The organism is Mesorhizobium sp. J428 (genome assembly GCF_024699925.1).
Lineage (GTDB): Bacteria > Pseudomonadota > Alphaproteobacteria > Rhizobiales > Rhizobiaceae > Mesorhizobium_A.
Genome location: NZ_JAJOMX010000004.1, coordinates 124,334 through 146,990, shown reverse-complemented (window position 1 = coordinate 146,990; position 22,657 = coordinate 124,334). Strand labels below are relative to the sequence as shown.

24 protein-coding genes and 1 pseudogene are annotated in these 22,657 nt (G+C 63.8%); 7 read left to right on the top strand and 18 right to left on the bottom strand.

Translation table 11 applies throughout. The features are described 5' to 3' along the window. The first annotated feature begins 59 nt into the window (after window positions 1–59). From LRS09_RS28240 to LRS09_RS28230, 3 genes are read left to right on the top strand one after another with little or no spacing between them, the layout of a single operon-like run. On the top strand, window positions 60–389 hold the full coding sequence (locus tag LRS09_RS28240) for a type II toxin-antitoxin system RelE/ParE family toxin (RefSeq protein WP_192568393.1): 330 nt from the start codon (window positions 60–62) through the stop codon (window positions 387–389). Beyond that, a complete protein-coding gene (locus tag LRS09_RS28235; RefSeq protein WP_192568394.1) occupies window positions 386–667 on the top strand; it encodes a helix-turn-helix domain-containing protein in 282 nt (93 codons plus the stop codon). Before LRS09_RS28240 ends, LRS09_RS28235 begins: the two co-directional genes overlap by 4 nt. Window positions 668–715: 48 nt before the next feature. Beyond that, a complete protein-coding gene (locus tag LRS09_RS28230) occupies window positions 716–1,117 on the top strand; it encodes a hypothetical protein (protein ID WP_257810650.1) in 402 nt (133 codons plus the stop codon). A gap of 31 nt (window positions 1,118–1,148) precedes the next feature. Here the strand turns inward: LRS09_RS28230 and LRS09_RS28225 are convergent. From LRS09_RS28225 to LRS09_RS28185, 9 genes and pseudogenes are all read right to left on the bottom strand, one after another. Continuing rightward, window positions 1,149–1,319 (bottom strand): annotated as a pseudogene (locus LRS09_RS28225) (AAA family ATPase); the annotation flags it as partial. 13 nt (window positions 1,320–1,332) lie between these two features. Further along, a complete protein-coding gene (locus LRS09_RS28220) occupies window positions 1,333–2,811 on the bottom strand; it encodes an IS66 family transposase (RefSeq protein WP_374684956.1) in 1,479 nt (492 codons plus the stop codon). 108 nt (window positions 2,812–2,919) lie between these two features. After that, on the bottom strand, window positions 2,920–3,246 hold the full coding sequence (tnpB, locus tag LRS09_RS28215; RefSeq protein WP_374684955.1) for an IS66 family insertion sequence element accessory protein TnpB: 327 nt from the start codon (window positions 3,244–3,246) through the stop codon (window positions 2,920–2,922). 26 nt (window positions 3,247–3,272) lie between these two features. After that, window positions 3,273–3,713: a transposase gene (locus LRS09_RS28210; RefSeq protein WP_257810538.1), complete on the bottom strand. Its 441-nt coding sequence runs from the start codon at window positions 3,711–3,713 to the stop codon at window positions 3,273–3,275. Between the two features lie 351 nt (window positions 3,714–4,064). Further along, on the bottom strand, window positions 4,065–5,276 hold the full coding sequence (locus LRS09_RS28205; protein WP_257805003.1) for an IS110 family transposase: 1,212 nt from the start codon (window positions 5,274–5,276) through the stop codon (window positions 4,065–4,067). 102 nt (window positions 5,277–5,378) lie between these two features. Then, entirely contained in the window at window positions 5,379–5,543 is a 165-nt protein-coding gene (locus tag LRS09_RS28200; protein ID WP_257810537.1) for a DUF4143 domain-containing protein, read from the bottom strand. A 363-nt stretch (window positions 5,544–5,906) separates the two neighbouring features. Continuing rightward, window positions 5,907–6,128, bottom strand: coding sequence for a hypothetical protein (locus LRS09_RS28195; RefSeq protein ID WP_252913100.1), 222 nt, complete (start codon window positions 6,126–6,128; stop codon window positions 5,907–5,909). 9 nt (window positions 6,129–6,137) lie between these two features. Next, window positions 6,138–8,627, bottom strand: coding sequence for a relaxase/mobilization nuclease domain-containing protein (locus LRS09_RS28190; RefSeq protein ID WP_257810536.1), 2,490 nt, complete (start codon window positions 8,625–8,627; stop codon window positions 6,138–6,140). Further along, entirely contained in the window at window positions 8,627–9,208 is a 582-nt protein-coding gene (locus LRS09_RS28185; protein ID WP_257810534.1) for a MobC family plasmid mobilization relaxosome protein, read from the bottom strand. Before LRS09_RS28185 ends, LRS09_RS28190 begins: the two co-directional genes overlap by 1 nt. Before the next feature lie 92 nt (window positions 9,209–9,300). Here LRS09_RS28185 and LRS09_RS28180 point away from each other — a divergent pair, with 92 nt between their 5' ends. The 3 genes from LRS09_RS28180 (at window position 9,301) to LRS09_RS28170 (ending at window position 11,036) form a co-directional block, all read left to right on the top strand. Then, entirely contained in the window at window positions 9,301–10,002 is a 702-nt protein-coding gene (locus tag LRS09_RS28180) for a ParA family protein (protein WP_257810533.1), read from the top strand. Between the two features lie 117 nt (window positions 10,003–10,119). Continuing rightward, on the top strand, window positions 10,120–10,356 hold the full coding sequence (locus LRS09_RS28175; RefSeq protein ID WP_257810530.1) for a hypothetical protein: 237 nt from the start codon (window positions 10,120–10,122) through the stop codon (window positions 10,354–10,356). Between the two features lie 80 nt (window positions 10,357–10,436). Further along, the gene (locus LRS09_RS28170; protein ID WP_257810529.1) at window positions 10,437–11,036 is read left to right on the top strand and encodes an XRE family transcriptional regulator; all 600 of its coding nucleotides are present in this window, start codon (window positions 10,437–10,439) and stop codon (window positions 11,034–11,036) included. A 118-nt stretch (window positions 11,037–11,154) separates the two neighbouring features. Here the strand turns inward: LRS09_RS28170 and LRS09_RS28165 are convergent, their stop codons facing one another. Beyond that, window positions 11,155–11,769 (bottom strand): hypothetical protein, encoded by a 615-nt coding sequence (locus LRS09_RS28165; protein ID WP_257810528.1) that lies wholly within the window; start codon window positions 11,767–11,769, stop codon window positions 11,155–11,157. A gap of 472 nt (window positions 11,770–12,241) precedes the next feature. Between LRS09_RS28165 and LRS09_RS28160 the strand changes: the two genes are divergently transcribed. Continuing rightward, a complete protein-coding gene (locus LRS09_RS28160) occupies window positions 12,242–12,493 on the top strand; it encodes a WGR domain-containing protein (protein WP_257810527.1) in 252 nt (83 codons plus the stop codon). Window positions 12,494–12,573: 80 nt separating this feature from the next. On the opposite strand, the gene LRS09_RS28155 is transcribed toward LRS09_RS28160, so the two are convergent. From LRS09_RS28155 to LRS09_RS28120, 8 genes are all read right to left on the bottom strand, one after another. Next, window positions 12,574–12,897: a hypothetical protein gene (locus LRS09_RS28155; RefSeq protein WP_252913092.1), complete on the bottom strand. Its 324-nt coding sequence runs from the start codon at window positions 12,895–12,897 to the stop codon at window positions 12,574–12,576. 63 nt (window positions 12,898–12,960) lie between these two features. After that, complete coding sequence (locus LRS09_RS28150) at window positions 12,961–13,284, bottom strand: DUF736 family protein (protein WP_252913091.1); 324 nt, start codon at window positions 13,282–13,284, stop codon at window positions 12,961–12,963. 713 nt (window positions 13,285–13,997) lie between these two features. Next, entirely contained in the window at window positions 13,998–14,531 is a 534-nt protein-coding gene (locus LRS09_RS28145; protein ID WP_252913090.1) for a hypothetical protein, read from the bottom strand. A 336-nt stretch (window positions 14,532–14,867) separates the two neighbouring features. Further along, complete coding sequence (locus LRS09_RS28140; RefSeq protein WP_252913089.1) at window positions 14,868–15,287, bottom strand: hypothetical protein; 420 nt, start codon at window positions 15,285–15,287, stop codon at window positions 14,868–14,870. Continuing rightward, window positions 15,277–15,537, bottom strand: coding sequence for a type II toxin-antitoxin system prevent-host-death family antitoxin (locus LRS09_RS28135; protein ID WP_252913088.1), 261 nt, complete (start codon window positions 15,535–15,537; stop codon window positions 15,277–15,279). Before LRS09_RS28135 ends, LRS09_RS28140 begins: the two co-directional genes overlap by 11 nt. Before the next feature lie 163 nt (window positions 15,538–15,700). Beyond that, complete coding sequence (locus LRS09_RS28130) at window positions 15,701–16,642, bottom strand: DUF2493 domain-containing protein (protein WP_257810524.1); 942 nt, start codon at window positions 16,640–16,642, stop codon at window positions 15,701–15,703. Between the two features lie 251 nt (window positions 16,643–16,893). Then, window positions 16,894–17,943, bottom strand: a complete 1,050-nt coding sequence (locus LRS09_RS28125; protein ID WP_252913086.1) for a toprim domain-containing protein — start codon at window positions 17,941–17,943, stop codon at window positions 16,894–16,896. A 12-nt stretch (window positions 17,944–17,955) separates the two neighbouring features. Continuing rightward, the gene (locus LRS09_RS28120; RefSeq protein WP_257810523.1) at window positions 17,956–22,413 is read right to left on the bottom strand and encodes a strawberry notch family protein; all 4,458 of its coding nucleotides are present in this window, start codon (window positions 22,411–22,413) and stop codon (window positions 17,956–17,958) included. Window positions 22,414–22,657 lie beyond the last annotated feature (244 nt).

Here is a 22,657-nt window from a genome sequence, read left to right as displayed (position 1 = left end):
TAGGATCGATCGCGTAGTTGGCTCCTTGCCAAGCATACAAAAGTTTGTATACTCCGCCGATGAAAGTGCTTAGGTTTCGGGGCAGCGCCCTCAATGATTTGCGCGCCTTCCCCGAGTCGGCACGGCGTGAAGCGGGCTATCAACTCGACAAGGTACAGAACGAGCAGGCTCCAGCCGACTGGAAGCCAATGGGCACCGTCGGGAAGGGCGTCCAGGAAATCAGGATTCGGGACGAAGCCGGTGCGTTCCGGGTCATCTACGTCGCCAAATTCGCTGAGGCCGTCTACGTGCTACACTGTTTCCAGAAGAAGTCGCAAAAGACCAGCAGGTCGGACTTGGACCTTGCCGCGAAACGCTACGGCGATCTGGTGAAGGAATTAGGCCAATGAGCAACGAAACTTTTGCAAGTGTTTGGGACGCGATCGAAGACACGCCGGCCGAAGCGGAGAACATGAAGCTCCGCTCCACGCTGATGATGGCGCTGGAGCAGCACATCCGGGCAAAGGGCTGGACCCAGGCCGAAGCCGCGCGCCAACTCGGCGTGACGCAGCCGCGCGTGTCCGATCTTCTGCGCGGCAAAATCAACCTGTTCGCCCTCGACACCCTCGTCAATATGCTGGTCGCGGTCGGCCTGCATGTCGAGGTTAGTGTCCGGGAAGCTGCATAATCATTAGCGCCCGGTCTGTGGGCGATGTCACCCTGATCAGAGGACACAATGCCGAACCGGATTCCGCTGGACCCCAAGCTGCCGAAGACTTTTGACGCAACCCCGAACGACACGCGAAGCAAGCAACAACTCGATGCGTGGTGGGATCGTCCCTACGGCATCACCTTGTCGGACGGCCGAATCGAGGTCCGGTGCTTGAATGGTGGGGCGTGGGACCGTTCAACATATCTCGGCGTCGCCGAAAACTACGATGCGGCGTGTGCATTGGCGGAAGCCAAGCAGGCGGAGTGGCTTAAGTTCCGTGAGCGTCCCAGCGTCTGTCTCGACGCAGAACAGGTCTTGGTGATCCGGCAATCGCAGCGGCCGGACGAAGAACCAAAAGAACTCGGGACATTCCCAACCGCCGAGGCCGCCAACGACTATCTGTGCGCCAACTTCCCCGAAACGTAGCCGCTAGGCGGTTGCGCCGTCTGGGCCGCGAGAGAAGTGACAACGGTGCGGCCTGCAGCTTTTCACCAAACGGCGTCGCCCGATCATGGTCATGGAGCACGAGTCCACGCACGAAGCGGTTGCCCACCGCTTCCTGCAGCTGACGAAGCCCTCGGAAATCCTGCGCCCGCACCGTTGCGCTTGCCTTTACCTCGATTCCGATGTAACCGCTGTTCTCAGGCCACGGCCTTGAGTGGCGTGGGGGCATAGGCCCATGGCAGGAGGTCGTCGATCTGGTTTTGCGGATGACCGGCGACGATGCGGGTGATTGCGTCGGCGAGGTAGGCGTACGGGTCGACGCCATTGAGCTTCGCGGTTTCGATCAGCGAGGCGATTGTGGCCCAGTGCTCTCCACCGCCGTCGGAGCCGGCGAAGAGCGCGTTTTTCCGGCTGAGGGCGATTGGCCTGATCGAGCGTTCGACCACGTTGGAGTCGATCTCGACGCGGCCGTCGTCGAGGAAGCGACCAAGTCCAGGCCAGCGCGCGAGCGCGTAGCGGATTGCCTCGGCGAGCTTGCTCTTCTGGCTGACCAGGGTGAGCTTCTCGCGTAGCCACGGCTCAAGAGCATCAATGATAGGTCGGCTCTTTTCTTGGCGGGCGGCGCGGCGCTCTTCCGCTGGGCGACCTCGGATCTCATTCTCGATCTTGTAAAGCTCCGCGATGCGCTGCAGGGCCTCAGTGGCGATCGGCGCGGGGCCGGACTGCGCCAGTTCGTAGAAGCGGCGACGGACATGCGCCCAACAGAAGGCGAGGCTGACGGCGTCGCGCTCGGCCAATGCCCGGTATCCGGCGTAGCCGTCGACCTGCAGGATCCCGACGAAGCCCTGAAGGTGCCTAAGTGGCTGCTCGGCCCTTCGATCGGGCGCATAGATATAGGCGACACCAGGCGGATCGATCCCGCCCCAAGGGCGATCGTCGCGAGCATAGGCGAACAGCTGACCCGTTTTGGTGCGGCCGCGCCCGGGATCGAGCACCGGCGCGGTCGTCTCGTCGGCGAAGAGCTTCGATGAGGCCTTCAACCGTTCGAACATTCGCTCGTGGATGGGCCGCAGCAGGAAGGCCGCCTTGCCGACCCAGTCGGCAAGTGTCGATCGGTCGAGGTTCACGCCCTGACGGGCATAGATCTGGGACTGGCGGTAGAGCGGAACATGGTCGGCGTATTTCGATACCAGCACATGCGCCACCGTCGCCTCGGTCGGGATGCCGCCTTCAACGAGGCGCGCCAGAGCCGGCGCCTGCACCACGACCTCCTCGCAAGCCCGGCAGGCATATTTTGGGCGGCGCGTGACGATCACACGGAACTGGGCCGGCACGATGTCGAGGCGCTCGGCAACGTCCTCGCCCATGACGTGCAGCATTCCCTTGCAGCACGGGCAGATCTTGTCAGGGATGTCGATGACCTGCTCGATGCGCGGCAGGTGGGCGGGCAGTGAACCCCGGTTGGCGCGGCGCTTTCTGACGCGGGCCTCCAGCTTCGCAGGATTGGCAGCTTCCTCAGCAGCGAGGCCTTCTGCCTCGACCTGCTCGACCTCTTCCAGGCCCAGCAACAACTGGTCTACGGGCAGGCTCTCTGCCCTGCGGCCGAAGCGGTGACGCTGCAGTTCCTTGATGATCTGACGCAGCCGCTCGTTCTCGGCACGCTCGGCCGCGAGCATCGCCTGAAGCGCGATCGGATCGTTGGTCAGAGATTGGGCCGGATTGCTCACAAAGCTGATTGAATCATGGATTCCAAAGCTTTGCCAGCGTTCTTGCTGCCCTTGGCATCAACTCGCCGCGACCGGCGCGCGCGTCTCGCGAGCGTCATGCACGCGCCGCCAGTCCAACCCTTCCAGGAGCGCCTGCAACTGCGCCGCCGTCAACCTGACCACGCCATCGGTGATCGTCGGCCAGACGAACTTCCCGTCCTCCAGACGCTTCGCCAGCAGGCACACGCCGGTGCCGTCGAAGTAGACGAGCTTGATCCGGTCAGCACGCTTGGCCCTGAAGACGTAGATCGCGCCAGAGAACGGATCGGCGCCCATCGTCTCGCGCACCAGCGCGGCCAAGCCGTCGGCACCCTTGCGGAAGTCTACCGGCCTGGTCGCCACCATGACGCGCACGGCGCCGGTCGGGCCGATCACGGCGCGTCCTTCAGCGCACGGATCACCGCTGTGATCGTGGCCGGCGACGCGCCATCGCCGAACCTCACCGTAACCCCCGACGCCTCTATCTCGATGGTGCCAGCTCGTCGTCGTGGCGCTCGCCGCTTCGCGCGCGACTTCTGCTCCTTCTCCGCCACGGGGTCGGCCGCGACCAGAACCGCCGGCACGAAGGCGGGCGGCGCCTCAGCCTCCATTCGCTTGCGCGCTTCGCGCCGCCACGTGAACAACTGCTGCGGGGTCAGGCCGTGTCGGCGTGCCACGGCACAGACCGTCTCGGCCGCCTCGTAGCTCTCGGCAACAATCCGGGCTTTCTCCTCCGGCGGCCACTCGCGCCGGCGACCCGAACCAGTGAATATCTCAAGCCGGCGGACGGGCTCATCATCCCTGGACTTAAGCGTAAACTCTGAAATCGGCATATGTCGAAGCCCTCAAGGGCCTCGAACATCGCCCCTCACGCCTCAACGTGAAAGGTGGAACCGGGACATCGCTCTGATGTCCGCTGTCAAGGTTTGAGGCGCAGGATATCATCCGGTCCGAGGAACGGCTGCTCATTCTGATGATCGCGCATGGGTGGAGGCGGAACTGAAGGACGTCGGTGATCAAGCTCTGATGCGCGGGTTGGCTACCGCATTCCCGATTGTGCGTCCGGGGCTGTTCCTATCTTACTGCGGGCGTCGGCCAGGTTGCCGGCCACAAAGCGTCTGACGGACATTCCCCTGCCGTGGTTCCGCCTCCGCCCATGAGCGAGATGAAGCCGTCGCAGCGGTCTACGACCTGATCGCCTGCGCCTCCCTTGCAACGGCCCACATGAAGCCGGCCAGCTCTCGGGCGATTGCTGTGCAGACCACCGTTGTCTTCTTGCCCCGGCCGCTCAACATCCGATACCGGGTCGTCAGCCGGGTCTGTGCCTTCCAGGCGATCTCTCGCACCTTTGGCGATGCTTGCTCGAGACGATATAGCTTCTTCGCGCCGACCCTCGGCGGGTGTCTGTAGGTCCACGCGCTTTCGACCAGCATATGGCGGACGCGGCCGTTCCCGGCCTTGGTGATGCCGCCCCGTCTGACTGTTTCGCCTGTTGATCGTTCTCCGGGAACGAGGCCGAGATACCCCATGAGCTGACGCGGGCTCTCGAACCGCTGTACGTCGCCAACTTCGGTTGCGAATGTTACGGCGACGATCAGCTCTACGCCGCGCAACGTCTGCAGAGCCCGCACGACGGGGGCCAGCGACCAAGCCGGAACGAACTCCTCGATCACACGCTCAAGTCGCTCGACCCGCTCTTTCGAGACGCGGACCGCTTCGACCATTTCCTGAAGCGCGATCTGATGCGCAGGGTGATCGAACGGTTGCTCCTGCAGCCAGCGCAGATAGCGCATCGTCCAGCCCTTCTTGCGGGGATAGATACGCCCGTGCTTGAGCATGAAGGCGCTCACATGCTGCCGGTGGACGCGAAGCGTCTCGACTGCTGCTGCTCGGGCGCGGACAAGATCCCGCATGGCCTCGTGACCTTCATCGGGAACCCACACCGCCGTCAGTTCGCCGGCGCGCAGCAGTCGAGCCAACGCAAGAGCATCTCGGCGATTCGTCTTCACCCGATCGCCGGGCTTCCTTGGGATCAGCGACGGGGCGACCACCATGCATTCATGGCCGAGCGATCGGATCAGCCGATAGAGACCATAGCCGGTCGGTCCGGCCTCATAGCAGAAATGGACGCGATTGAACCTGCAGGCGATCCGCTGGATAACGCGGCGCATGCTCTGATCCGAGGCGTCGACCTCGCCGAAAAAGCGAACTACTCCCTCCCGGCCGGAATCCGCAATCGCCACGGCGTTCCTAAGCTTTGCGACATCGATTCCGACAAATGCTTCCCTATAATCTGCCACGGCTCGTCCTCCTGTGATGAGGATCGGCTCGGCCAGTCCAAGCAACCCTCGGACGCGCAGTGTAGGACGAGCCACCTCACCAACAGAGGCGGACATACGGTCTTACATTCCGATGATCCTCCCGCGACGATCTTCGATCACGACATCGACCTCATCCTGGTCCTTGGTCCGGTAGTGCGAGAAGGAGACGCGTCGCTCCTACCACGATGCGAGCTTAAGGAAGTCCGACACGACGAAGGTTTCGAGCAGGGCGCCGAAGCGCGTCCGATCCTGCTGCAGCGCTCCGTGCTCATCCTCGCGCAATGTCGCGAGTAGCCCGCTGTCGAGAAAATGCAACTTCGGCGTCTTGACGAGGCGGCTCAACCGGTTGCTCGACCACGGCGCCAAGGTCCGGACTAGTCTAGGAAGAGGCGCTCGAGGTTGACGGCACCAGCATGATCATCGAGATCGCGTCAGGGCCTCGTTTGGACGAAAATCACCCTTCAAACAGAGGTCATCATTCCATGAAAAATCACAGGTCACGCGTTTTTCGTGCTCGACCTTCTGCCAATAGCAAGCGAGAGGGCGTGCCACCTCCGCGCCGTCACAAGCCTCCCGATGTGTTGATCGCACACGCCGGACCGCCGGGCAATCTCCGTCGTTGGCATCGACCAGACTAGATCGTGCAGCTCGCGACTTAGTTTCATCATTGCCTTCGGACGCGGCTTGTGCTTGGGCCGTGGCGTCCTAGCTGAACACAAACTCCCTGATGGGAGCCACCCAACTTTCGACCGTACGGTAGAGATCGACAATCCACGCTTCGACGCTGCCGAGCTGGGGCCCGAAGTAAATGAGCGGAGCGATCAACAGAAAGGCGAGCAAGAGCCAAGAACCGGGCCAGCCGTGGTCGTTTTCTGGCAACTCGTCTGGAGGCGGGCCGTATTTATATGGCCAGTTGTCATTCTTCATGACCAACTCCTACCTTTCGCGATCGTCGCGATCGCGGTCATGACGCTCCTCGAGTTCCAGTTCGATTTGGCGAAGACGCGGCACATGCTGCTGCGGCGGATCGGATCTGGCAAGTTCCGCGTCGAGGGTCGGTTTCCTTTCAACGGATCGATCATCGGGATGCCTTGTTCGTTGCTCGGACGGCATCGTCGCCTGCTGCTCGACGATCTGGTCATCGTGCTCCGGCGTCGAACGGACCTCCTGACCCGGATCGCGATGTTGCTCGGCTTCGGCAGCACCTTGGAACCCGCCAGGCGCGCCGTCATTCCGGCGCTTCGCGTCGGCGTCGATTGAATCAGCTTTCTGATCGCTGTTTTCTCCCCTGTCGCTGCGCCTGTTCTCGACGCGGGACAGCTCGATCTGATCGATCGTGCGCTGCAGCTCCTGATCCGATTTCGCGGCTTCGCGCATATATTGGTTGTCGCCATCGATCGCCATTTCCGCGGCCCGGTTGATTTCCCGCTCAAGCCCTGCCCGGTAGCTCGCCGTGTAGGATTGCGGCAGCTCGCGCGCTTCGATCCGCTCAAGCCCCTCACGATAGTGACTAACCTGGACGAGAACCTCGTTTGCTGTTTCGACCACCTGCAGTCCGAACCGCGCAACCTCGGCATTCCAATCAGCATTGGGGTCTTCATACGGGTCGTCGTACGAGCCGTCAGATGCCCGCCCGCCCTCACGGTCGCACTGGCGTTCGGTCAACTCGAGATATTCACGACGAATGTCGACCACCTCGCGCGCCGCGGCCACGACCTCCTCGAAATCGGCGCGATCTGTTGCATCGAGCGTTTGCTCCACCGACGCTAGGACCGCTTCCACGCGGGTTTCATAGGCCTCGAACTCGGGACGCGTCATCTCTCGCATCTGTCCATCCTCATCGTTCACGAGCTCCGTCAACTCTATCATATTGGTTATGTTTTTGACAGATTCACTTGGACTATCTACTAAAACACGCTCATTTTGAGTGTTCTCCGTTAATCGTTCCAGACGACGGCTCTGACGCATTGCAAAGGCGCCCTCGCGCGTGCCGCCCGCCTCATTGGCAAGATCGCCCCAGGCCTCGGCCGCAGACGCTGCATATTGCCGGCTGCGATCGGTTGTTGCGAGAGTCACCTTGTTCGACCGCTTGGCCCTGTAGCGGGTGTGCGCGGCGGCGCTGGTCCCCTCATGCTCGGTCCGGCCGCGATAGCTGACAGGCCGGACTTGATTGCGGGTATAGGCCGGCGCGCTGGCAAACTCACGACGATCAGTCAGCTCCATGTCGATCCCCTGCTCACGCGCCTTTTCCGCCATCACGGAGCGCCATTCCCGGAACATCTGCGGGCTGGTGACGATCCGATCACCGGTCTCCGAGCGCATGGTGACGATCGCATGGGCATGAATGTGTGGCCGCTTGCCGCCCTCAGCCATTTCCTTCGGATCGAGCGCCGGATCGTGAACGGCGAACACATAGCGATGTCCCGCGAACTGTTCGCCCAGGAACTCGCGAACGGCTGCTTCAAACGCGGCCCCATCTGTGCCGGCCCGCGCCGACACGATCAGATGCATGACGTCCCTGCCCCTGCGGCTGTGCAATTCCTTGCGCCATTCTTTCTGGACAAGATCGCCGGCGAGCGCCGCATCCCCGATTAGCCGCCCGGTGTCGTCACGAACTTCCCTGTCGGTCCCAGTGAGCAGTTCGCGCACGCGCGCGGTGCCCCATTCCACGCCGTTGCCGTAACCGTGGAACCGAAAGCTCGCCTCGACATCACGGCCGGCGTCGGAAACCTCAAAACGCTGCTGGACGATCTCGGCAGCTTTCCGGTCGCCGCTCAGCCGCTCGCCCTGCCCATCGCGCAGCATAACGATACCGGAGACATAGACCTCGTCAGGGGATCGCTCCCGCGCGGTGTAGATGAACCGCCGATCACCAAATCCCGAGCGCAGGATCTCGCGCAGCTGGTCATCCTGGTCGACATCATCACGCAGTGATGCTGCATCGACCGAGACATGAAAGACCCCGAGATCCCGGCTGGCAGTGCGATTGTCGAAGAGATGCTCCCACTCGGCGCGCTGTTCGGCAAGCGCGTCCCTTCCGAGCACCCTTTCGCCGCGCTCATTCTCGAGGGCGAGTTCACCGCCCCGCGACGTATAGCTCATCATCGCGCCGGCACGGCCGCCGCCGCCGTAGGAGGCCAACTTGACTACGGCAGGCTGACTGCCGCGCGCCAGCGCACCAAAGCGCGTCCTCATCGAGCGGCCGGCCGCGCCCACGCCACCACGCGACCACCGCGCCCCGATTCCGCCCTGCCGCCGCCGCGCTCGGCCGAAGCCGTCCAGCCGCTCATCGCCGATCCGCGCGATCCCTCCCCTTCGCGGCTCTTCCCAGTCGCTCTTTTCGATATGACCGAGCTGCATTTCATGCACCAGTGTGGCGCGACGGCGCTCCCATTCCCGTTCGAAGGCGCCGGGAAAGAACTCCATCAGGCGCCCTCCCCGCGTCGGGCTGCAGCGGACCGCCGTGTCATCTCGGCGAGTTCGGCAGCGAGCGTGGTCGCAACGCTGTGCGCATCCTTGATGCTGCCTGTGACGTCGCCGTCAGTCGGGACTCTGCCGGTGTTGATGGCTCTGGCAATCTGATTGAGGTTGCCGCCGATCGCCCGCATGCCGTCGGCGAGCAGGCCGAGCACCATGCGATCCTCGTCCCCGAGAAACGGCCGCACGCCGGCGCCCTCCATCGACAGCGACCGGACAAAGGCGGAAACGGTCATCCCGGCGGCGCTCGCGGCCGCCTCCAGCGCATCGAACTCGGCCGGCGAGAAGCGGACATGCGCGACCCTGTCCTTCCGTTTCGACGCTTCGGAAATGCTGCGAACCATCGCCAGCCATACCTCTGATCGTGTGGTGGTTGCGGCCGCAGGCCGCGGATCGAGGGCCTGTCCCTCGATCGTCAGGAAAAAATGTATCACATTTTTCCGTATCCTGCCAACACAAATGGCAGAGATTTTTCCTATATTGACGCTTGATGTGCTTTTTTCCATATCAATATGATTGTGTTTTTCCATGTTCGTGTGTTTCTATATCGATGTGAATCCACGCCCACACGAACATGGATTCGTGTGTGAGTAGAAACACATTTTCTAGGGGAGATAAGTCGATGACCGTCGTGATCGCCGCCATCAATGGCAAGGGAGGCGCGGGCAAGACGACCGCGCTGATGAACATCGCCGGCGAATATGCCCTGCGCGGCGGACGTGTCGCCATGATCGACATGGACGCCCGGAACAACCTCATAAAGTGGTGGACGGACTGTCAGGAGAAGGACGCTCAGCCCGAGGGCATCGAAGTCTACAGCCACAAGACGGCAAGAGGATTGGAACGCTGGATGGAAGACAACAACAGTGTATTCGATCACGTGCTGATCGACACGCCCGGCGAGGACACGTCGATCGTGGACCCGGTGATCGCGGCGGCCGACCTGGTGATCTCGCCGATCCAGCCGTCAAAACGCGAAGTGCTCGGTGCCATCGACAGTTTCGAGAATGTGCTGCGCGTAAACGAAGCGCTGGGCAGGACTTGCCGCCATGGCGTCCTGCGGACCCGGATCACCGTGACGGTCCGGCACACGGAACTGTACCGAAAGATCAGGCCGATCATCGAGGACAAGGTCGGAACCTATCTGTTCCGCACCGAGGTGTTCGAGCGCAATGTCTACAAGGACATCCACAACGGCATCGGCACGCTTCAGATGCTGGAGGTGACGGAGGCGATCGCCAAGGCGCGGCGGGAAACGCAGTCGCTGGTCGCGGAGGTCGACGAAATGCTCATGAACGAGGCGGCGACGGGACGGGCAGCATGAGCGGGAAGGAAAGCCTGTCGCTGGACGAATTCGTCACCGCGCCACGCCGGCAGCGTCCGGCGGCTCCCTCTCACCCCGGGCGCGCGCAGAACGAGGGTGCAGGCCGCGACGAGGGCCATGCCGGACGCTGTGACAGAAGTAGAACGCGAGAAGGGCGAGACGTCCAGCGAAGCGAGCAAGGCGCTGCGGCAGATGAAACGGGCGCGGATGAAAGGGGCGAGCCACTTCGTGAATGTCAATCTGGATCGCGACACGAAGCGCCGGCTCAAGCTGGCCTCCTTCAACCTGGAGACGTCCATGCAGGCCCTTATGGAGAAGGCCATTCGACAGTATCTGGACGCGAACGGATTTTGACGGGAAGTGTGGTCTGCACCGAGCTACGCCGAGAGTCGAGTTGATGTCGTGTCCGAATCCCTGCTAGGAATACTATCGTTTTGGCTCCGATTTTTGGGGTTTGGAGCCAAATTGGGGATTTTCCCGTCTCTTTTGGCGGGGTTGGGGCAGCGAGCGGATTCGAGCGAGCCAGACAATGGCAATCAAGGACGTTACAGACTTACATCGACAGGCATGGCCTTGTCGAAACGGAGGATTCCGAGGCTGGAAAGCCGATCTGGCGCAAGCCGGGATTTGACGGCATTCGCGGTCTCCTCGAAATCGAGGAGGAACTGAGCCGCTTCCTGCGGGAGCGGCGCGATGCGCAAAATCTGAACCGCGAGCAGGTCGGCATGATGGTCGGCCTGCATCACGAAATTTACGCCCGGCATGAGCGGGCTGGAGCCAAGTTACGAGTAACACGGCTACTGCATCTGGCCGAACTGCTCGATTTCTCACCAATCGAAGCGATCTACGCGGCGGCTCCGCAGTTCTTCGGCGAGACCGAGCAGGAGGCGGAGGTCAGGTTCAAGCTCGTGATGCGAATGCTGGACCTGCCGGCTGCGACGGCACAGAACCTTCTCATGCTGGTCGAGGAACTGTCGCCGGACAGCGGGACGGACAACGCGACCAAGCCGACAGACCCGAAACGTCGGGGCTGACTGGGCACGATAGACAGGAACGGTACTATCGACCGATAGGCGGCGTCGACACGGTGAGCCCGCCGCGCCGTGATAAACAGAAGATCGAGGCGGCTTTTCGCCGCCTCGATCGCCGGTCTCATGGGTGGTTAGCTTCGGTCATTGCGAGCACCTCGTCCGGGTTGGCCCCTGTGCTTGCCCACCACGCCGCCTCGGCTTCGGCCTCGCTGTAGTAGACATTCTCGACGCTGAACCTCGCGCCGCTGACGTCCTCGATTTCGGCGATGATCCTACTGAGGCCGCAGAGCTTACCGGCCGGAACCGGCACCGCGATTGGGATTTCTGAGTCGCGGTGATGCCATTCACCGGTGTAGAAATTGAAATATTCGTGCGTGAGATCGTCGACCAGATAGTCGTCGAGAAGCGCGACCGGCTCAATCAGCCACGTTTCATAGTAGGCCATCTGGTAGTGGTGAAGGTCGTAGAAGGCGTCCTCTTCGTCCGATGTGCCGCGCGCTGCAACAAGGGTCCGGTCGGCCGCGAGGATCTTGCGCTGCGCGTCGATCATTCTCGCAAGCTTCGCAGCGACGGTGTCGTGCACAGTGCGGGCGAGTTCGGTATCGCACCCGAGACGACTGGCCAGAACGCGGATCCACAAGCCCGAGAGTTGCGCGAAAAGCATGAGAGTGTTGTGTGCCATGTCATGGTCTCCTTCATCTTGATGACGGAGGCCGGCGACGGGCAAGTCGAGCATCGGGTCAAGGATCGCGCAGCGACCGCCGGAGGCGGCGCGTGGGGGTCCCGATTTTCTGACGGCGCCCGCCAGGTGGACGGCTGAAAATTGGCGGGACCGCGCGTCCTTGAGGCGATGGGAGCGGCCAGTAGACTGGGATGTCAGAGAGATAGAGACCCGCATCCCCGATCGGGGATGCGCCCATATGCGGCGATCAGCCGGCGGGGTGCGCGAGAGGTTGCCCCTCGTGGCATCGGGGGCGGTCGATCCGGTCCCGGATGCCCTGCGAGAGGGGATCGTTACCGAAGGCGGAGACCGCTTCAGCGGGCTCCGTGAGCGGCGCGCGAGCGAAGCGAATAGAGCCCGGTCGGCCGCAGGTCGGCTCGCCCGGCCACCGCACCTCAACCGATGCATCAACATCCTGAATCGATGAGGCCGGACCGATTCATAGAACTCGTTGGACGGCGTTGATCCCAGACGCAACGATCACGTTATGCAAACCGAAGACGCGATCCATCTCCACCGCATCGATCCTGCGTGCAACATGGCACGGTTCTATCGCCTGTCGGCGACCCCGAGCCTGTTCGGCGATATCTGTCTCGTGCGGGAGTGGGGAAGGATCGGCCGGCCAAGCCGTATGCGCATTGACCTCTACGCTAGCGCGGAGGATGCGAAAGTCGCACGCCTTGCATTGGAACGAGCCAAGAGGCGACGCGGCTACCGTGACGCGCCTGGAGATAGGTGAGAAGGATCATCATGACGACCGGGCAAAAAAAGTGGCCCGCGCCGGATCGTCACCCAGCGCGGGCCTTTCGGTTGAGGCGACTATTTCGTCTGCGGATGTCGCAGGAGGGCGGAGAGAGGACCGTCGTGCGGCGGCCTGTCGGCATCTCTGGCCTTGTCGTCGGCAAGCTGCACCGCGACACTCTCGGATAGTGTGAAGCGGTAGCCTTCGGCTAGCGCCGCATGATGGAGCCCATCCAGCGTCTCGAACTCGTAATCGAAAGTGCCGAGCCAGAGCGCAGGGTCATCGGTGACTTGGTGCGGAAACGCCTGCAGGAAGAAGGTGCGAAGCGGCGGATCGTAGCCGATGACGGCGTCGGGATCTGAGCGGCCTCCGCTCGTGACGGTAACGGTGTAGCGGCTCATGGAAGCCTCCTGTTCTTGTGGAGCGGAACGGGCCGGCCCCTTGTGGGGCCGGCCCGTCGCGGCTCACTGCGGGTTGTTCCAGAGGATGACCTTCTTCGTCTCGTCGCCGCCGGGGGCGGGAGCGAGGTTGCCGAAGATCACGCCGATCTCGGGAGCCTCGAGCTTGACCGAGAGGTATTCCTCGCCCGAACGCTGGGAGATGCGGTGCCAGCCGGCTCCGATCTCGAAGCCCGTGCGCTTGTTGACGATGCGGTAGTCCGGGGCGTCCTCGCGGGACTTGGTGTTGTTCGGGATCAAGGTGATCGGGGCGTTGACCCGCAGCGTGGCGAACACGCCTTCCATCGAGCCGTCGGCCTTGGCGGTGAGGTTTGCGATCGTGGTGGCCATGGTAGTAGTTCTCCTTCGGTTGCATCGGGACCATTCCCGATGGCGTCGAAGGAGAGGGCCGTCCTGCTGCGGTCATCTCGGCACAAATTCTGGAAAATTCTATTTGCCGAAATCGGCGGGCCGCACTTTCAAGGGCCCCGCTTGCGGGAAGGAAAGTGCCTGGCCCGTAACCAAAAACGAAAATCGAATTTTCCTGAATTTTTGTCGAGAGCACCCCAACGGGGTTGACCGCATAAGGCAGGCGGTCCTCTACAAAGGCGACATGAAAAGGGAATGGACCGGATGTGACCGACGGCGAGGCACCCCCCGGCCACCATCGCAATCCCCACTGCCCCGGCGCGGCAATCAGGAGTGCGGTTTGCCCGGCTGCGAGCCTGCCCCTTCATCACCGTCCCGCGCCCGACTACCCCGCGCGGAGGTCCCTGCCCCGTCTTCCGTCACGCGTCCGGTCCCGCGGTCGCTGCGGCTGGTGACGCTCTGTCGCGGCGCCGGCCGGGGCATTCCCGGGTCAAGCGCTGCAGCCGGGAATGCGCTGCCTGATCCCGTAACCGCCCTACCCGCGGGCGCGGCAGACAGGCAGGACGTTTCTGAGGATTGCCGGCAGGCTGCGACGGGTCGGCTTCGCAAAGGAGCCGGTGAACGCCTGCGGCCGGGTCAGCGCGGACGGTATTAGCCGCCCCGGTCGCGATCTGGTGTCTGTCGGCTCGCCGCGATCAGTCGGCCAGTGCGAGGCGCTCGTCCGCCGTCATGCGTGCATCGACCTCGCGGCGCACGTCAGATCCAGCATGGTGCACCATGGCCTGCCAATTCTCGATGTTGTGGATTGTCGCAACCCTGCCGCGCATCATGTCGTAGACGACGCAGGGGCTGCCGATCACGGCAAGGCGCAGCATGTTGAGGCAGGTGCCCGGGGATGCGCCGTCCCAGATCATCAGACCGAAGTCGGCGCGGCGAGCCATTTCGCGGTCCTTCCCGGCGTGGACGGCAAAGCCTTGCGCATCGTCCGGTGGGGGAATGCGATAGGCAGCCCAGTCGCCGAGATTGTTGCGGGGTTCTGCTCCGGAATGGAAGACGCCGACATGCTCGTAGTTGTAGCCTGCGAGCAGGCCCTGCATCTCGGCGTCGGCTCCCGGCGCATCGCCGATCAGCACACCGTGCTCGGCCGAGACGATTGCGCCGATCCGTTCGATCGCGGGGAACGGCAGTTCAAAGATGTCGCGTGAGCCGCCCAAAAATATCATCGCCATGGTCGCTTTCCTTTCTCTCAAACCAACCACCCCGGCCCGGCTCTCCTCTCCCTCTCTCCCGCGCGAGGGATCGTCACCTAAGGCCGAGACGGCGAACCCGGCTCGGGGAGCGGCGGCACACCGCGAGTAGAGCCCGGCCGGCCGCAGGCCGGCGCGCTCTGACAGATCGGGAGACGGGAACTTCAGTCAGCGCGCATAGCGCAGGAGAATCGACAGATTTTCCCACGAGGAAGAAGGACCAACCGTGCAAGGAGCGCTCGGCGTCGACTCGCGATGACAATGACTGAATGGGCAAAGAAATCAGCGTCGTCGGTCAGCCCGATCGGTCAACACCTGTCAATCCAGGCGGCTGATGCGACGTCCCGATTGTCGTGCTTGGGCAAAGGCGGTCGCAACCTTCATCACGAAGGCTTTGCTGAAACGGCCGAGGACATGGCTGCCCGGCTCGATGTACCAGGAGCGCTCGGCGATATCATAATTGTATTCGTCGACGACGATCCAGCATCGCTTGAGGTCGCCGAGTCCGGCGCGCTGGCGCTCTATCTCCGGGATGTCCAGCGCCATGCGACCGCCCTGCGGCGGCTGCGTGGTGATGGCTAGCAGCGCTAGATGCGTGAGTTCGTCGTTCACGTCGCGCACGGCGACGATGACACAGGTCGGCCGGTTCTTGCGGCCTTCGGTCTCGCCGCGATCCTGCTGCCATGCCCAGAGATAGGGATAGGCGATGATCTGACCGGGCAGGTATTCACGGCTCATCGTCATAGCCCTCGCCGCGCGCGAGCCGGTCGATCTCCCCGGCGAAGAGGTCCTTGTGCTCCTGCGGCATCTCGGAGACGGGATAGGCGCGACGCGGATTCCGGCCTGTACGCATCCGCTCATAATGCTCGTAGCTCATAAGCACGAAGCGGGGTTTGCGGTGCTTGGTCAGCACAATCGGTTCGCGGCTGGCGGCATCGGTGACGTCGCCTACCTGCTTGTTGAGATCGCCTGTCGTGAACTGTCGCATGCCATAGCTCCTTATCGAACTCCATATTATCCCGATTTTCCCGATTTGCAAGAAAAGCTCTGACGGTATGACACCAGAGCGGCGGATCCAGGAAGCTATGCGCGCGACAAACCCGACCGCGCAGACAGTCGGGTTCTTCGACGCGGTAAAAGGGAGGTGGCGCTCACGCGCCACCCTCGGTGAAGCGCCAGACGGGGATGCCAAGGCGGCGTGCCTTGTCGGCGAGGTTCTCGGTGATGCCGGAGCCGGGGAAGACGATTAGGCCGTAGGGCACGACGGACAGCAGCTGATCGTTGCGGCGGAAGGGTGCGGCCTTGGCGTGCCGGTTCCAGTCGGGCTTGAAGGCGATCTGCGTGACCTTGCGGTTCTCCGCCCAGCAGGCGGCGATGCGCTCGGCGCCGCGCGGGCTGCCGCCATGGAGCAGCACCATGTCCGGGTGCTTCTCATGGGCCTTGTCGAGCGCCTCCCAGATCCGATCGTGATCGTTGCAATCGAGACCGCCGGCGAAGGCGATCTTGGTACCAGCGGGCACCACCACCTCGGTCTCGGCGCGGCGGCGTGCGGCGAGGAAGTCCCGGGAGTCGATCACCGCCGACGTCATCGCCTGATGGGAGACCTTGGACCCGGTGCGCGGCCGCCATGCCGACCCTGTTTGCGCCTCGTAGAGGTCGGCGGCCTCGTCGCGCATGATTTCCAGCACGTTGCGGCGCTCGATATAGGTGGTGCCCTCGGCCGTGAGCCGTTCCAGCTCGACGGACTTCACCTCGGAGCCGTCCTGCTCTCCCTGGCTCGATCGCTGCGCTTCCTCGTTGCGGTCGAGGTTGCGGGCGACGCGCTCGGCGGCGCGGTGGAAGAGATTGGCGAAGGACCAGAGCAGGTCGTCGAGGTCGGGTTCGAGCCTGGTGTCGCCGAGCATGCCGGCGAAGGTCTCGACGATCCCGGCGAGGCCGGCACGGATCACCTCGTCGTCGGGCAACGGGCGGGGATCGGGCTCGTCCTGATGCGGGCGATGGCCGTACATCTGCAGTTCGAGGATGACGCGGTCGGTCGGCGAGGAGGCGTGGTAGGGCTCGTAGACGTCGTCGAAAGGAAGCTCGTACGTCATGGCGTGTCTCCGTCGGTTGTGCCGCGCCGATCGCGGCCTGACAGCGAAACCCGGCCGCGCCCAGGGCGCGGCCGCACCGAAGGCCGGAGTGAAGCGGAGGACGGCGCAGCCGTTGCGGCCGTGACCGGGGAGTGGCAGGGATCGCCTCTCGGCAGGCCGCGGGCGCGGCCTCTCCGATGGACCTCCGCCATGCCTGCGGGCGTTGCGGTGACGCCGCCCCTGCCCGCCTGCCGCCTGCCGGCCGGAACCGGTCATGCGGGCGGCAGGAACAGACGGGCATCCTCCGGCACGAGCTGTTCGCGCAGGCATGCCGCGAGATGGGCCGGGCCGAGATGGCGCAGATCGTCGTTGAAGTCGCCGAGCTGCGGCCGTAACGCCAGAGCGAGGATCCCGGCCTCACCGGCGCGCTGGCTGAGACGCTCGATGCCATGCCGGCCGGCGGCGTCCGCATCGGCCGCGATGTAGAGGCGACGGCAGCCAGGCGGGAAGGTCAGGCCCGCGAGGTGATTGGCCGAGGTGGCCGCGGCCACCGGCAGCGCCGGCATCAGCGTCCTCAGCGACGCCATCGTCTCGAAACCTTCGCCGGCGGCCATCACTGGAACGGGCACACCGGGATCGAGGCCAAGCCAGATGCCGTTGCCGAGCAGGTGACCGAGCGACCGGCGCGGATCAGCGACGGGCGCCTTGCCGTTGCCTGCCGGATCGAGCCAGGTGCGCTGGACCCCGGCGATACGTCCGTCGAGGCCGTTCACGGCCGCGATCAATGCGGGCAGGGTCAGCGTCTCGCCCGTCACGAGATCCCGGTAATAGCAGCTAGGGTGGAAGCGCAAGGTGCGCTCAGGCGCGGCCAGCAAAATGCCGCGGCCGGCGAGATAGCGTTCGGCAAGTGTGCCGGCGATCTGCTTCGACATGGCGAAGAGGCGCCGCGCAGCGTCTGGAGAGCCGCGCGCCGCAGGTGGTTCGCGCGTGGCGCCAGATGGTCTGGATTGGGATTCTGGCCGCGGCATGGCGAGGAAGCGACGCGCTTCATCGGCGACCTCGCGGAACTCGATGAGGCCGCAGGTTTCGCGGATCACATCGAGCAGATCGCCATGTTCGCCGTTCGATTCATCGACCCATTTGCCTGCTGGACCCTTTGCGTTTGCTTTCAGCCGCACATGCATGGATCGGCCGCGCGTATTGCGCACGTCGCCGACGATCCAGTGATTGCCGGAGCGATGACCCTTGGAGAGATACTCGCGGCACACCGCCTCGGCATATTCGCCTAGACGGCGCGCCAGTTCGGAGGCCGAGCCGGTCATGATCGCCTCCGTTCACGCTGCGGCCGTGCGGTCGGTAACACCGACCAGCGTGTGACGATCGAGAAGCGAGGCGAGCATGGTGGAGCCTTGCGCCGTGTTCGGAATGAACAGCCTGAGCTTCCAGGAGATGATCTCGGAAATCAGGCCGAGAGCCTTCAGGCGCGGGACCATTGCATCGGTGAAGCCGATCAACTCGACCCGGTAGTCGTTCATGACGCGGCTGCGGCGCAGGATCAGGCCATCGGCAAGCTGCAACCCGATCCGGCCGTCTGCCAGGCCGGTCCATGCCTCGTCCGGTGCGAGGGTCGGGACATCGTCGAGACCGAGATTGCGGAGCATGGTCGCGACCAGTGTCGGCGCGATATGGCGGCCGATAATGCGTTCGCCGGCATCGGTCTGGATCCGGTAGACACGACAGTCGTCGTCCGGCAGCCGACGCCAGATAGGCAGCAGCAAGCCGGTGACGATGTGGAAGGTGCTGGTGGTGAATTCCGGGACGGCGGCGACTTCGGCGTCCCAGAGTTCCGCGAACAGTTTGCGGTCGACGGGTTGCCAGTGGGTTTCCGCAAGCGCACCGAGGCCGAAGCGCTGCTCGTCGGTCGGTCGAAGCAGGCGCACACGGTGCTCGATCGTTCCGTCGTCGAGCATCAGGCTCGCCGTCGGCAACTGGATCGCCGCGCGTCTCGACCGCGTATTGGCGAGCAGGACCGATTGCGGCTCGGCGCGTTCGATCGCGAGCGCGTCGACCAAACCGAGAGGGCGAATGCGGTCCTTGCGGGCGACGGTGAGGACATGCGACTGTGCGCCCGAGACCGGATGGGTGTAGACCGTCCGACGATCGGTGACGGTGATGCTCTCCGCCGTGATCGTCTCCAGACCCTTGTCGTAGGCGCCGGCGGCAACCGCGCCTTCGATCTTGGCCGTCATCAACTGCTCGAACACTTCGAACAGCAGGTTCTGGGTCTCTATGCGCATCGCCAGCAGACGGTTGAGCCAGGTCGTGATCGGCGGCAACTCGTCGCGCAACCCGCCTTCATCTGTGGTTAGCGACAGCCCGGTGACCGCCTCGAAAGTGGTCAGCGAGTAGCCTTCGATCCTACCCTGATGCAGCAGCATGTAGAACTGCCGCAATGCCGCGCGGGCATAGGGGCTTTCCAGATTGTCCTCGGCGCGGAACAACCCTGCCCCGCCCGTCTGGCGCTGACCGCGCGTGATCGCGCCCAACGTGTCGAGCCGTCGTGCGATCGTCGAGAGGAAGCGCTTGCCGGCCTTCACGTTCGCTGCCATCGGCCGGAACAGGGGTGGCTGCGCCTGGTTGGTGCGATGGGTCCGTCCGAGACCCTGGATGGCGTTGTCGGCGCGCCATCCGGCTTCGAGCAGATAGTGCTTGCGCAACCTCTGGTTTGCGCCGAGATCGGCGTGGTAGGATCGGCCGGTGCCACCGGCGTCCGAAAAGATCAGCACGCGCTTGTCGTCATCCATAAAACTCTGGGTCTCGGCGAGATTGGCAGAGCCGGGACGGTTCTCGACGGCGAGCCGGTCGATGCCGTCGCGGCCTGTCTTCCTGACGATACGGCGCGAGCGGCCTGTCACCTCGGCGACGGTGTCGGTGCCGAAGTGATGGATGATCTGGTCGAGCGCACTGCCGACCGGCGGCAGCGAGGCGAGCCTCTCGATCATCTCGTCGCGCCGGCGCAGGGCTTCCCGGCATTGGACCGGGTTGCCCTCCGCGTCATGCACGGACCGCGAATAGACGTTCCCCTCGGCATCGGAGTATTCCTCGAACAGCCGCGTCGGGAAGGAGTGCATCAAATACCCGCCGACATATTCGCGCGGTGTCACGTCAACATGCAGATCAGACCATTCCTCGGTCGGGATTTCGGCGAGCCGACGTTCCATCAGCGCTTCGCCGGTAGAGACGATCTGCACCACCGCCGAATGACCATCGGCGCGGTCCTGCTCGATCGCGCCGATCAGGGTGGGCGTCATCATCGAGGTGATCAAATGGCTGAAGAAGCGCTGCTTGGTGCTCTCGAAGGCCGATCGCGCTGCCGCCTTGGCGTGGCGGTTGAGCGTGGCGGAGTCACTGGTGATGTTGGCCGCCTCGAGCGCCGCGTTGAGGTTGTTGTGGATGACCTGGAAGGCGTCCGCATAGGCATTGTAGATGCGGATCTGCTCCTCGGTCAGTTCGTGCTCGAGGAGGTCGTATTCGACACCGTCATAGGAGAGCGAGCGCGCTGCATAAAGGCCAAGCGATTTGAGGTCGCGGGCAAGAACCTCCATGGCGGCGACGCCGCCATCCTCGATGGCCGCCACGAACTCGGCACGGTTGGCGAAGGGAAAGTCTTCACTGCCCCAGATGCCGAGGCGCTGGGCATAGGCGAGGTTTTCGACCGCTGTCGCGCCGGTTGCGGAGACGTAGACGACACGGGCGTCGGGCAGCGCATGCTGCAGGCGCAGGCCTGCCCTGCCCTGCTGCGAGGGCGCCACGTCGCCACGCTCGCCTTTGCTGCCCGCGGCATTGGCCATGGCGTGTGCTTCATCAAACACTACCACACCATCGAAGTCTCTTCCGATCCAATCGATGATCTGGGCAATCCGCGACTTCTTGCCCTCGCGTTCCTGCGAGCGCAGGGTCGCGTAAGTGGTGAACAGGATGCCTTCGGCAAGGCGGATCGGCGTTCCCTGCCGGAAGCGAGAGAGCGGCTGGACGAGAAGACGTTCCTGGCCAAGTGCTGCCCAGTCGCGCTGGGCGTCTTCGAGCAGCTTGTCAGACTTCGAGATCCAGATCGCACGGCGTCGGCCCTGAAGCCAATTGTCCAAAATGATGCCGGCGACCTGTCGACCCTTGCCGCACCCGGTTCCGTCACCCAGGAACCATCCCCGGCGGAACCGGACCGCGCGTTCGGCGCCTTCGGGGGCGGCCGAGACCACATCGCAGGTTTCGTCGACCGTCCAGTCACCGGAGAGATATGCGGAGTGGGCTTCACCCGCATAGATCACGCTCTCGAGTTGTGCGTCCGACAGTAGGCCTTCATCGATAATCGCATCCGGCAGCAGAGGCCGGTATGATGGCTTCGGCGGGGCGACCGCAGCCATCGCGGCCGACTGGACCAGCGGCGTCGGATGCGGCTTTGCCCGCGGAATTTGGATCGACTGGAGTGCATAGGGCTCATAGATCGTGTCGGTGAGCCGGCCACCTTCCTCCGGCATCCAGTCGCGCAGCTCATAAGCAAGCGGTGCCGCGGGGGCGATGTTTGCGGTGTCCGGGCCGATGGGCTTCGCCCGGGCAACTGGGCGGACTGACCGAACGGCTTTCGGAGCGGCCGCTGAAGCGGCGATGGGTGCGGCTTTCGCCGCAGATCGGGCGGCGGCCATTTGCATCGCGGCCTTGCGTAAGATGCCGTTCGACAGGGCGCCGATCGAGTTCGGATGGCCGCCGGGCGTCCTGAGCGGGATATCGGCAATCCAGGAGAGCAGCGTCTCGACGTCCATCGCCTTGCCGGGCGAGGCGACGAAGCGGGACGGGTCGGCTGCTGGCACCTTGTCGATGACCGTCAGGCGGGTTTCGGCGGTGGTTCCATGTCGGGCATAGACCCGGCCGTCGATAGCAGCGGTGAAGAGCATGGTTCCCCGGTGCTGCAACCGCTCGAAAGCAGTCCGCCATCTGGGGTTTTCCGGCGAGAGCCCGGCGCCGGTGATCGCGACAAGACGGCCGCCAACCCGCAGCCGTGCGAATGCCGATGACAGGTGCCGCCATGCCGCATCGGCGACATGGCCGTCGACATAGGCGCCGACCGAAAAAGGCGGGTTCATCAGCACGACGGATGGCTTGATGCCGGCATCGAGATGATCGTCGATATAGGTTGCGTCGTGTCGGGAGATCGGAACACGCGGAAACATCAGGCCGAGCAGATCGGCGCGCGTCGCGCCAAGCTCGTTGAGGGCGAGCGAAGCACGGACGATCTCGGCATGAACGGCGAGAAGGCCGGTCCCGGCCGAGGGTTCGAGCACGAGATCGGAAGAGCAGATCGCGGCTGCGTGGGCGGTGACGAAGGCGAGCGGCAGCGGCGTCGACAGCTGCTGCATGGCCTGGCTCTCGTCGGAGCGCCGTGTGTGGGTGGGAACAAGTTCGGCGATGCGTTTCATCATCGCCAGCGTCGCCTGCGGCGAGGCCGATCTGGACAGGATCGCCGGTCCGAACCTGCGGATGAACAGGACCTGTGCGGCTTCGAGCGCCTCATAGGCGTCCTTCCAGATCCAGAATCCCTGGGCATCGGTGCCGCCGGAGCTCTCCGTCATGGCGGCGCGCAGTGCGCCTGTGGTGATGGGCTTGCCCTGTTCGAGAAGGGGAAGAAGCAGCACTGCCGCCTGGTCGATCGCCTGAGCGTTGTCGATGGCAACGGGTGCCGGTGCTGCAAGGGGAGCGGCCGTCCGGGCGACGGCCGATGAGGTCGAAACAATGTTCATGGAGATGTCCTTCGCGGAAGAGAGTGTCCGACCCCGCCGGCACTCTCTGTGCCCCGGCCGGCCGCACTCCTCACGGCCCCGCTCTCCCTCCAGCGACTGGAACGAAGAGCGGGCAAAGGAGGTCTTTTGGGGGTTGTTACATGAGGGCTCGGTCAGGCGAGCGGGGCGGTAGCCGTATTTCGGTGGTTCATGTTTCGCGCCTCAGCGATGAAGCCTCGACCAGACGGAGCGGATCGTCCTCATC